This window comes from Finegoldia sp., from assembly GCF_046991905.1.
In the GTDB taxonomy this organism is placed as follows: Bacteria; Bacillota; Clostridia; order Tissierellales; family Peptoniphilaceae; genus Finegoldia.
Map to the genome: position 1 here is coordinate 1 of NZ_JBKWZF010000041.1, position 12,258 is coordinate 12,258.

At 35.5% G+C, this 12,258-nt stretch carries 6 protein-coding genes; all 6 read right to left on the minus strand.

From position 1 onward, the window contains the following. On the minus strand, positions 1–4,960 hold a 4,960-nt coding region (locus ACLUJM_RS10745; RefSeq protein ID WP_412412802.1), incomplete at its 3' end, for a Rib/alpha-like domain-containing protein. A gap of 836 nt (positions 4,961–5,796) precedes the next feature. Further along, positions 5,797–6,231 (minus strand): GNAT family N-acetyltransferase, encoded by a 435-nt coding sequence (locus tag ACLUJM_RS10750; protein ID WP_294684959.1) that lies wholly within the window; start codon positions 6,229–6,231, stop codon positions 5,797–5,799. Positions 6,232–6,253: 22 nt separating this feature from the next. Then, entirely contained in the window at positions 6,254–6,952 is a 699-nt protein-coding gene (locus tag ACLUJM_RS10755) for a YwaF family protein (RefSeq protein ID WP_412412803.1), read from the minus strand. Continuing rightward, a complete protein-coding gene (locus ACLUJM_RS10760; RefSeq protein WP_412412804.1) occupies positions 6,952–7,671 on the minus strand; it encodes a Type 1 glutamine amidotransferase-like domain-containing protein in 720 nt (239 codons plus the stop codon). Before ACLUJM_RS10760 ends, ACLUJM_RS10755 begins: the two co-directional genes overlap by 1 nt. A 785-nt stretch (positions 7,672–8,456) precedes the next feature. Further along, positions 8,457–11,810: an FtsX-like permease family protein gene (locus tag ACLUJM_RS10765; protein ID WP_294684964.1), complete on the minus strand. Its 3,354-nt coding sequence runs from the start codon at positions 11,808–11,810 to the stop codon at positions 8,457–8,459. 1 nt (position 11,811) lies between these two features. Then, the coding region (locus tag ACLUJM_RS10770) for an ABC transporter ATP-binding protein (protein ID WP_412412805.1) at positions 11,812–12,258 on the minus strand (447 nt) is incomplete at its 5' end.

Genomic DNA, 12,258 nt, shown 5'->3' on the forward strand with positions numbered 1-12,258 from the left:
CAGTTTGTGTTAAGTTAGATTTATCTGCAACTGGTGTCTTAGCTGGTACTGTTGGTTCAGTTTTTTCTGCTGTTGTAGGAGCTTTTTCTTCTACTAAGTCTGTACCCTTGATTGTGTCTTTTGATCCATCTGGGTATGTGATTGTTGCTGTTCCGTCGTTTCCAACTTCAACCTTAGTTCCTTCTGGGAATTTATCTTTGTTTGCATCTTCAATAGCTTTCTTAACTGCATCTTTTTCAGTTTGTGTTAAGTTAGATTTATCTGCAACTGGTGTCTTAGCTGGTACTGTTGGTTCAGTTTTTTCTGCTGTTGTAGGAGCTTTTTCTTCTACTAAGTCTGTACCCTTGATTGTGTCTTTTGATCCATCTGGGTATGTGATTGTTGCTGTTCCGTCGTTTCCAACTTCAACCTTAGTTCCTTCTGGGAATTTATCTTTGTTTGCATCTTCAATAGCTTTCTTAACTGCATCTTTTTCAGTTTGTGTTAAGTTAGATTTATCTGCAACTGGTGTCTTAGCTGGTACTGTTGGTTCAGTTTTTTCTGCTGTTGTAGGAGCTTTTTCTTCTACTAAGTCTGTACCCTTGATTGTGTCTTTTGATCCATCTGGGTATGTGATTGTTGCTGTTCCGTCGTTTCCAACTTCAACCTTAGTTCCTTCTGGGAATTTATCTTTGTTTGCATCTTCAATAGCTTTCTTAACTGCATCTTTTTCAGTTTGTGTTAAGTTAGATTTATCTGCAACTGGTGTCTTAGCTGGTACTGTTGGTTCAGTTTTTTCTGCTGTTGTAGGAGCTTTTTCTTCTACTAAGTCTGTACCCTTGATTGTGTCTTTTGATCCATCTGGGTATGTGATTGTTGCTGTTCCGTCGTTTCCAACTTCAACCTTAGTTCCTTCTGGGAATTTATCTTTGTTTGCATCTTCAATAGCTTTCTTAACTGCATCTTTTTCAGTTTGTGTTAAGTTAGATTTATCTGCAACTGGTGTCTTAGCTGGTACTGTTGGTTCAGTTTTTTCTGCTGTTGTAGGAGCTTTTTCTTCTACTAAGTCTGTACCCTTGATTGTGTCTTTTGATCCATCTGGGTATGTGATTGTTGCTGTTCCGTCGTTTCCAACTTCAACCTTAGTTCCTTCTGGGAATTTATCTTTGTTTGCATCTTCAATAGCTTTCTTAACTGCATCTTTTTCAGTTTGTGTTAAGTTAGATTTATCTGCAACTGGTGTCTTAGCTGGTACTGTTGGGTCGATAGAGTCTGTTTGTTTTGAAGCATCTTTCCAAACAGCATATACTGTTGTTGGTTCAGTTAGTTTTGTTACATCGATAACATCTGCTTCTTTAGCATCAGCTGTCTTTGCCCAACCTACAAATTCTTTTCCTTCTAATTTTGGATCAGCTGGTTTGTTTACTCCATCTTTTATATCATCTGTCTTTGTAGTTGAATTATCATCAAACTTACCACCATTAGCCTCGAATGTTACTAGTTTTTCATCAGTATAAATTGCGTAAACTACTTGGTGTGTAGTTATTGGAGTTTCTGCAGTGAATTTCATTGAAGCATCAACTTTGTTGAAATCTGCTGATTTAACAGTTGTTGCTCCAAGTTCATCTTTACCTGCTTCAGTTACCCAACCTAGGAATGTTTTTCCTTCTGCTGTTGGAGCTTTAACAAATTCATCACCTGTGTTTGCTTTAACAGTTGCACCTTCAAATCCATTTGGTGCGTATCCTTCATCGCCAAAGAATTTTAAATTGTCTGGAACTACTTTTACAGATTGTTTTGTTCCATCGTCGAAAGCACCATCTGTTGCATCAAATAATACTCTTGTTTTAACCCTAACTTCTAGCCAATCTGATGGAAGTGATGATCCATCTGATGCGTTAATTATTAATCTCATGTCTTTAACTAAAGTCAAAGATCCATCTGGATTAAGAACGCCAGCATTTCTATCTTCTTTTAATTCATAGAAATCCTTTAGATTTAATCTATATGGAGAAGCTACATATTCTTTTCCATTTACAGTTATTGTCTTAGTATAATCTTTTGTTGTATTACCTTTATCATCATATTCATTTGCATCAGCATCAATTTTTGATATATAGATTACTCCATTTGGATCTATATATCTCATTCTGATTTTTCCACCATCATATTTGGTAAATCCAAGAAGTTCTGATGTGTTTTTCATGAAGTCATCTGCATTTGTTGGATTTTGTCTTGGATTTTCATAGAAGTCTTTATATTGGTCACCTGTGTAGTCATTTGTAAATACGTTATGATATGGAGTATATAGAGATTTACCTATACCTATATTAGCAATATCATCTGTATGGTCAACCCATGCCATTTTTTCGTATTTTTTCTCAGATTTATCTATAGGATTAAATTCAATTTTTGAAGTTAAATTTTCTACCTTATTTCCACTTGGATCATATGCTTCAATTATAATAGAAGAACCTGTTTCTATTTTACTCATGTCAATTACATAATTACCATCCGTTTTTGTGGTAGCTACAAGAGTGCCTTTTAAAACGCCGTTTTTATCATCATGTTGCCAATATGTTTTTGGCTTATTTTTTGTAATATTAATAGTAACTTGTTCAGTAGACCCCTTTGGTGTATATATCAATTTATAAGTTCCATCCGGTTTACCAAGACCTTGACCTTCTGAGAATATATGCAAATCAATATTTCTATCTTTATTGTACTTAAGTGTTGCGGCGCCTTTATTTTCCTTAGATCCATTAGTTATCTCTACAAAATTAATAGAATTTGCATCATGATCAGCTGAATCTGGAAGTAGAATTCTAACCTTATCTCCAGCTTTGATTGTAGCGCCTTCACGAAGAGTTAATTTATAAATACCTTCTGTAATTTTTTCAATCTTGTCAAATCCTTTCCTACCAGTTTTAAAATCTGTATAATAACCTTGTTCAGTTCTGACAAAAGAGTATTTCTCATCGCCTACTTGAACCATAATTTGTTTACCTAGAGGCTCTTTACCTAAATCTATAGTAAAGCTATCTCCTTCAGGAACTACAAATTCATGGTCATATTCTTCTTCAAAAACAGTCCAACCATTTGTATTTGGCTCTATCCAACCAGCCATTGTATTAAAGTTTACTTTATTTTGACCTGTAGTATGGAATTCTTCAGCAAATTCGCTTTTATCTACAACATAATCTATACCTGCGAAATAGAAACCACTTTGGTTGATTCTTCCGCTCAATTTATCCACATGGATAACACTTACTCCATTTTTTTCAAAGTTAGATTCACCTATTACAAAATAAGCTAGCTTTCCATCTGCTGTATAGTTAATATTTTTCTTTTTAATACCTACTCTTGCACCCTTGGCAGGTGTTCTATCGGCATTTAATAATTGGGTATAGGCTATAAATCCTTCTTTATCTGCTTTTAGATATTTAACCAAGTTAGCATCGAACATTTGAACAAAACCAGTTGGCTTACCATCATGAGTATTACCCGGATTAATGTCGTTTCTTTCTGCTTGATATTGTGTTCTCAAGATTCCAAGATTACTTGTATCATCATATTGGTCAGGATTTGCAATAAACTCAGATAAGTATGATCTTTGCATTGCAAGCTTTCTATCTTGACTTTCTGGTCCTCTTAAAAACTCAGATTGGATATTATTACCTAAGCTTATAGATGTTGATCTTGTGTATGTTGTGTAGTCTAAGGCAGCTTTTTTAGGAGCGAAAGCATAGATTCTTTCTCCCTTACCATCAACTAACCTCATTTGAACTTGATAGTTAACCTTTCCAAGGCTATCTATTGTTTCTCCATTCTTTAGGACTATGTTAATAGGTAAGTTATTTATATTTTGAGTTCTTGTGGAAATCATGCCTGCAACATCTAATGTTTTGATTTTATCATTATTAGTGTCTGAAAATTTAAATCTATTTCCTTTTTCATCGACACCGTATGATTCTTCAAAATCTATCTTGTCATATAGGTCTCCAAAGTTAAAGGCAGCCTTCTTCCAAACTGCTGAAACAGCAGCAGATTTTTCCATATAAACTAATCTAAGGTTAGTTCTACCATTAGCATCAGTGAAGTAACCTTGATAGTTGATATCATTGATTTCGATAGGATCTGATGTTGTAACCCTTACTATTCTTTGGTCTTTTAATTCATCCGATTTACCAAGTTCCCAATGGTCGTCACCTTTTTTTTCTTTTTCTTCCCAGTTTGTTTTATCTGTTATATTTTTAGGAAGTTTTTCTTCTGCTTTACTAGCCCCAACTCTGTTCATTTTAGCGCCTGGTTCACTAAATTCTAGTTCTCCAAATCCACTATTTTCAAGGTCTTCTTGTGTTTCATATACTTTTACTGTGATGATTTCTCTCTTTGTTGATTGGTCAGCAAAAGTAATTTCTACTGTAGCTTTCTTATCTCCGGCTTCATTAGTGTCTGCTTCGTTAATTACTTTGATAGTTGCATCTTCTGGAAGGTTTTTAAAAGCTTTTCTGTAGTTTTCTACATTGTTACCTTTTACTACTTTAATAGCTTCTAATTCAGGTACATAACTATCTGCTTGTTTTGCTTGTTCTGTTTTTCCTTCAGTTGCTGTTTCAGATGTTTTTTCAGCAGTTGTTCTAACAGTTCTGTCTTGTGCGTTTGTTTTAGTTTCTTTTGAAAAATCACCTTGTACATGAGAAACTGGTTGTTCAGTTTCTGTTGTTTCAGCAGCTTTTTCTTTAGGTTGTTCTGATTTTTCTTCAACGTTTTCAGTTTTTGCAACTTCTGTTGATTCAACAGCTTGTGGTTGGTCAACTTTTCCAGCTGCAACAACGTTTGGGGTGAAGAACATCATGTAACCTAAAAGACATGAAACTACACCTACGGTTAGCTTTCTAAGACCGTATTTTGGTCTTTCATTAGAGCTTTTTGCTCTTTTTTCGGTAATGATTTTTTCAAATATTCTTTTGTTATTCATTACGTTTTCCTTTCTTATAATATTTTCTCTGTTGTTGGTTAGTTTTGAAATAAAATTAAAATTTTCCACTATAAATTATTACATTTTTGTAATATTTTCGTTCTAATTTAACTTCAAAAAATCAAACCACAACAATTGTGAACTCAGAATTTTATTTTTTAAATAATGGATAGCCCAGGAATTGGCTTGTAAACTAATTTACAAAATGAATTATTTGTTCAAAAGTTTTCTTACATTAAATAAAAAATTAATTCCTTGTATGGTTATTTTATCATAATGAACAAAAACTGCAACATTATTTATAGGAAATGAAATAGGTAAATGTTTCATTAATTTTTCTTATTTTATCGTCAATTTATGCTAAAGAGTGTAATCATGATAACATATAATCTTTTATTTTTATTATGATAAACTATGTATTGTTATGCTTTTCTATTCAATAATTATCAAAATCTAGATTAATCATATATCTAGGAAAATTTTTAAAACTCAGAAATTTAATTAAGGATATTAAATAATTGTTTAATTTATTAATAATTAGTAAATAAAAAAATAATTGATAAATATTTTTAACCAAATTCGCCGCTGTAAAATAAAAAAACAAATTAAAAAAATCAATTTACTTCATTAATTAGATTTATTTAGTTAAAATGTGTCAATGTTTTCATGAAATTATAGCGTTTATTTTTAACAATATGAATTTTTATTCCGTTGAGGATTTATTAACCTAAAAAGATTAAAAATATTATAATGAGACTTTGTTAACTTACATTAGAATCCTCTAGAAAATTTTATTTGCAAAAAAACACCAGAATTTTATTTCTGGCGTGTTCCATTTAACTTATCATGTATTTCATTTGTATGTGTGGAATTCCATCTTCTTCGAATGGCTCTGAGGTTTGAACGAACCCTAATTTTTCGTAAAATTTTTGGGCGTAGGTTTGTGCTTCTATGATTATGGAATCTGCGTGAAGTTTTTCTGTCGCAAATTCAATTGCTGTTTTCATTATTTGTGTTCCATTTCCTTTGCGTCTTTCGGTTGCTATTACTCGTCCGATGTGGAATGTATCATTTTGTTTGTACAATCTACAGTAAGCCAAGATAATTGAGTTGTCGTTTTGCAAGTATATGTGATGACTTATCAGATCGATGTCGTCTATTTCGTGGTAGGGGCATTGTTGTTCTACTACGAATACGTCGACTCTTAGTTTGTAGATGTGGAAGAGTTCTTTTGTTGTGAGTTTGTCGAATGGTTTGATGATTGTGTTCATGGTTTCTCCTAAAGGATAGCGATTATTGTTGTGTTGTTAGTTGTGGTTCTATTTGTGCGTCTTGTACGATTTTGTTGTGTGTTATTTCTGCAATTGTAATCAAGAATGTGATGATTAATGTCATTATTAGGAATGTAACATGTGGTGTGAATCGTACTGGTATTGTTTGCGGAAATTGTACAAGGTATCCGTAATTTGTATGCAATATTAGGTTGACTGTCATGATTGCTATGTTCATGATGCTTGTTGTCATGAGTGTGTGTTTTAGTTTAAGGGTGGATTTTCTTGCGGATAATATGCTAACACCACAAAATCCTAGAAGCAAATGGTTGGCGATGTATGTGAGGTTGGTTACGTGCGGCCACAGATATTTGGATGGATCTGGGAATGTAAATGCGATTATGCTACCGATTAGTCCCATCCACGCAAAATAGCGCATGAGTTTGTCGTCTTGTATGAGGTATGCTACCACCATCATGATGGCTGATATTCTACAGTGAAACAGTGGCAATCCTTCTTTGATGAGAAGTGTGTGGTTTCCTGCGTACCATGCAAGTAATATTATTTGTCCAAATAATCCCAAAAACAATGCCGATTTGAGTAGTTTGGTTTTGTGTTTGAGTTTGTATGCCAAAAAAATTACTAGGACTAATGATAGTCTTAGTAATGTTATGTTTATATTGGTGTAGGCATCTTCGGTGTATCTGAAAAATTCTTTCATTAATTTACTCCTCGTAGATTTACGACTTCACCTGTGTTGCAGACTTTTCTTACTCTGCCATCTTTGATGACGTAGCAATTGCCGTAGATTTTGTTTTCTGTTGGTATGATGAATGCTCCATCTTCTATGGCGTAGAATTTTCTTCCGTAGCTGTCGGGCAGTGTAACATCTTCCATGATTCGTTGGTTGTCGACTCGTTGATTTTTTACATCTGCGTAGTGTGGAAGCACGGATATGTCTACAATTCCAAGTCCTTTGAGAAATCTACGGTAGTGCGTGGATTTGACTTCGCCAAAGTTTTCGGGCTGAGCGTAGACTTCTGATGCTGAATTCATGCTTCCTGCGCTGATTCCAATCACAAGTCCGTCGTAGTTTTTGATGTATTTTTCAAGATGAATGTGGTGGAAGAATTTGTTCTGTGTCGGAACGTGACCTCCAGCAAGTATTATGAGGTTTGTTTGTGATATGAGCTGTTGTATGACTGATTTTTTGTATATGGATAGTACTTCCCAGTTTTTCACAGTAAATCCACTTTTTTCGAAGGCTTTTTTGTGGTGTGAGCTAATCGTATTGGTTAGAAGTGGTGAGTGTGGATCTGACGGAATGTACAGACAATTGATGTCTCCTACGTATTCGTGGATTTTGTCGACAAATCCATTTTGACTGTTAAGTTGTCTTTTGTCAGGGGACATTATGTCACTTGTAAGTATCACGTTCATTGCGTTCTCCTATATTTCGTGCAAATATATTTCGATTGGTATTGTTATTTTATTTTACCACAAAATGCGTGTTTTGGGAGATGTGGGTGGAAAAATTGGAGATGTTTTAGATTGAAAAAATAGATAAGAAAATTTGGCTGAATAAGTTAGCATTGAAACAAAAATAGACAAACCGATACGGTTAGAATATCATATGGAGAAAATTCTGTTGATTTCAAATCGAAAAAATCCGTCCAAAATTTGACCGCGTAAGCGAAGCGTGCTTCAAATTTTAGGATTTTGAGATTTAGAAATCTCAAATTTTCGTAATCTAGATATTCGTTCGTATCGGTGTCTATTTTAGTATGAATTTGTACAATGTAAATGTCTAGAGAATATTTTTCCTGTGAAATAAACCAAAAACATCGTAAATAAGCAAATCATTCGGAAAAAATTGGAATAAATTCTAGCGAAATGAAACGTTTAAAAATCGCACTGTCTGAGCGTCAGCGAGTTCGCGATTTTAGTTTCATAAGCGTTGAATTTATCAATTTTTGTAGACAGATGAGCGTTTTACGAGTTTTTGTGTTCCCCTCCTTTTTATATAATTGAAAAAAGTAGATTACCGTGTTTGGTTAGAATATCATACGGAGAAAATTATTCCAAATTCAAGTGAAATGAAACGTTAAAAATCGCATTGTTTGAGCGTCAGCGAGTTTGCGATTTTAGTTTCATGAGCTTAGAATTTGTTAATTTTCGTAGTCTAGATATTCGTGTAAACACGGTTTTCTACTTTAACATATTAACTAATCTACTGATTTTAATGCTTCAAGCATATCTACTTTTTTCAATTTGTGGTTGACTATTACTCCCAATGCGTAAAGTATCACGATAACCAAAATTATTGGTAAGATATATACCCACACTTCGATATTTGGGTTGAAGAATATTTCCGCTGGGGCAACTTTGTCGAGGATTACTTTGTGGAGGATTTTCCCGCCAAATATTCCCGCGATTATTCCAATAATCGACAAGCAGATTGTTTCACGATAGATGTACATGGTTACTTCGTTGTTAAAGAATCCCAATACTTTTATCGTGGATAATTCTCTGATTCTTTCTGCTACGTTGATGTTTGTTAAGTTGTACAAGATTACAATCGCAAGTAATAGAGACATTATAGTTAGCACTGTCATTACTTTCGTGAGCGAGTTAGTCATGGTTTCAACTTGTATGATGACGTTGGTGTTTTGTGACACGGCTTTGATTCCGTTTGATGCCATGAACTTTGCTGTGACTTTTTCAACATTCGTTTTTGATTTGTCCTTGAGAGCAATAAAGTAGCTGTTGTCGTCTACTTTTTCGCCAACTGATTTTCTGTAGTAGTCGTCACTCATGAAAATAAAATGTCCAGCGTACATTTTCGTGATTTGTGCTATTTTGAATTTTCTATCTTGATTTGCGACTTTTAGCGTAATCGTGTCGCCTGTTTTTACTTTCATCAAATCGGCAAGTTTCTGCGATACGACGATGCCTTCATCTGTTATTTTGAGCGCATCTTCAGAGTTTTTATGTTCCAAATTGATATACGGAGAAAATGTGTCCGTGTGTGTGACAAGCATCGTGATTGTTTGTTCGTCGTCAATTCCTTTTATGTTTTTGGTTATATTTTCAAAATGAACTGGAATATAGCCTGTAATGTCGTCTGATTTTAATAATCGGTCGATTTTCTGTTGTTCTTTTTCTGTGACGAAATCTTTCTTCGCGACTACTGCATCGTATTGGATGATTTGTCCGTATTGTTTGGTTTGGATGCCGTTGATTGAGGATGAAATCCCAAGTCCTGCGAATAATAGCGCGACGGATCCTGCAACGCCGAATATTGTCATGAACATTCTTTGCTTGTATCTGAAGATGTTACGCGCTGTGACTTTTTGCGTGAATGTCATTCTGCTCCACAACGGCGTGATTCTTTCCATGAAAATCTTGGAGCCTTTTGTCGGTGGCTTTGGTAACAAAAGTTGTGCCGCAGTTTCTCGTAGTTCTTTGACTGAGATGTAAACCGCTGGGAGTACGCTGCAAATTATCGCGAAAAGCACCGATAAACCAAGTATTTTGAATGAAAAATAGTACTTGACAGGTGGTATGGTCATGTTTGCCAAAAGCGACGTGCACAAAATGTACGGAAGTGCGTACGTTCCAAGTAGCGTTCCCAAAATCGTGCCCAATCCTCCAGATATTAGCCCGTACAACACGAATTTCTTGATGACATCAGCATCATTATATCCCAACGCCTTCAAAATTCCTGCGTTGTTTCGTTCTTCTTGGACAAATCGCGTCATCGTTGTGACTGTTACAAGCGCTGCGACAAGATACAATACCACAGGGAACAAGTTGCTTACTTTCGTGATTCCCGATGATGTCGTTTCGACCATTTTGATTCCGTCGCCTCCTGGCATTGTCCTTCTTGTATATGTCGAATATTCTGGCAACGATAATCCGTCGATTTCGATTTGAGCGTCGTGAATTTTGGATTCTGCGTCTTGAATTTTGTCGTCGGCTTTTTTCTTTTCTGTTTCAAATTCTTTTTTCTTGTCGTCAAGTTCTTTTTGTGACGATGAGATTTTGTTCAATCCTTCTTGGATTTGTCTTCTTGATGAGTTCAGCTGTGCAATTCCGTTTTGGTATTTTGTTTTGGATGCGTTGAGCTGATTGCGTCCAGAGTTGTATTTTGCAACAGAATTTTGGTAGAGTTTCTTCTTTTCGGATAGTTTTCTTTGTGATGAGTCAAATTCATCAATTTTTTTCATTCCAGATTTGTATTGTTGTAAGCCCTGATCGTACTTCGCCAATCCTTGGTTGTACTTAGCTTCTGATTGCTGTATTACTTGAGTTTGTTCTGCGATTGAGCTTTCAGCTTGTTGAATTTCTGGAACATTTTCTGGGTTTATTCCCTGCTTTTTTAGTTCTGATTTCTTTTGTTCAAGGTTTTGCTTTGCTTTTTGTAGCTTTGCTTTTCCTTGTTGGATTTGGGCGTTTGATGAATCTAACTTTGCTTTCGTGGCATCAAGGATCGATTTTGCTTGTGATAGCTTTTTTCTGCTTGCTTCAACTTCTTTTTTCTTAGAATCCAATTGCTTTTGTCCGTTGTCAAGCTGAACTTTCGCATCGTCCAATTGTTTCTTGGATGCTTGAAGACGGCTTTCTGCTGATTCGATTTGGTATTTCGAATTTTTGATGACAGATTCCTTGTCTGCGATTTGTTTTTTCGCTGATACTAGCTTTGATTTTTCGTCGTCGATTTTCTTTTGTCCGTCGGATAATTTCTTTTCTGCATCAGATATTTCTTTCTTGGCATCTTCGATTTTCTTCTTGGATTTTGCAATTTTGTCGTTTGCCTTGGATTTGATTTCTTCGAGTCGTTGTTTGCCGTTGTCTTTCAAAATCTCGTCGAGTTGTTTCTGATGTTGGTCGACTTTTCTTGTGTATTCACTGTCTGTGAAGTTGAACCCACGCACATCATGGTAACGCGCACGTGCAATGGTGTAGACGTCTGTGTCGAAGTTGTCTGTTGTTACATCTCCGTAGCCTTCCAAGTTTCCAGATCCTGCAGAGGAATTTCCCAAGGCTGTCTTGGATATGATTTCCGTAGAATTCACAAATCCCGTTACGGTGAAGTCTTCTTGTTTCAAAATCTTGCTGTCTTCGTCTTTTTCTTTGAATTTGATTTTATCTCCGATTTTGTATTTGGATTTGTATTGGTCAGTGAGTGCTATTTCTCCGATTTTTTGCGGGAAATTTCCACTCACAAGCTCAAACTTAGATATGTTTTTCGTATTGGAAAATATTCTAAACGATGTTGGAGTGTCACCTATCGTTGCATCTGAAAAATATCCGTACTCAACATCTGCAATATTTTTGATTTGGTCGATCTCCTTCGCATCATTTTCCGTGATTCCGTAATCGCTGATGACGTTGACATCGGACAAATTATAATCTTCGTAGTATTTGTTAGCCGATTTGTCGATATCGGGGCCTGTGACTTTGAGTGCGACAAGTGTCATGGATCCGAGCATCATCAACAACATTATCGACAAAAATCGTCCCTTAGATTCTATAAACGATTTGAAAATCGTCTTGTTCAATGTTTTCTTCTTCATTTTAGTATTCCAACGTTTCTATGTTTTGTGGATTCGCATTCAATACGACATCGCGAATTTTCGCATCGTGCATGTGAATAACTCTGTCTGCAATCGGAGCCAACGCTTGGTTGTGCGTAACGATAACGACAGTCGCGCCTTCTTTTCTAACCATATCTTGCAAGATTTTCAATACTTGCTTGCCTGTGTGATAATCTAGCGCCCCAGTTGGTTCGTCGCACAATAATAGCTTAGGATTCTTCGCAACTGCACGTGCGATTGCGACACGTTGTTGCTCTCCTCCGGATAATTGCGCTGGAAAGTTGTCGATTCTTTCTCCAAGGCCAACTGATTTCAAAACTTCTGCTGCATCGAGTGCATCTTTTACGATTTCAGATGCCAGTTCCACGTTTTCTTTGGCAGTTAGATTTGGAACTAGATTATAGAATTGAAACACAAATCCTACGTC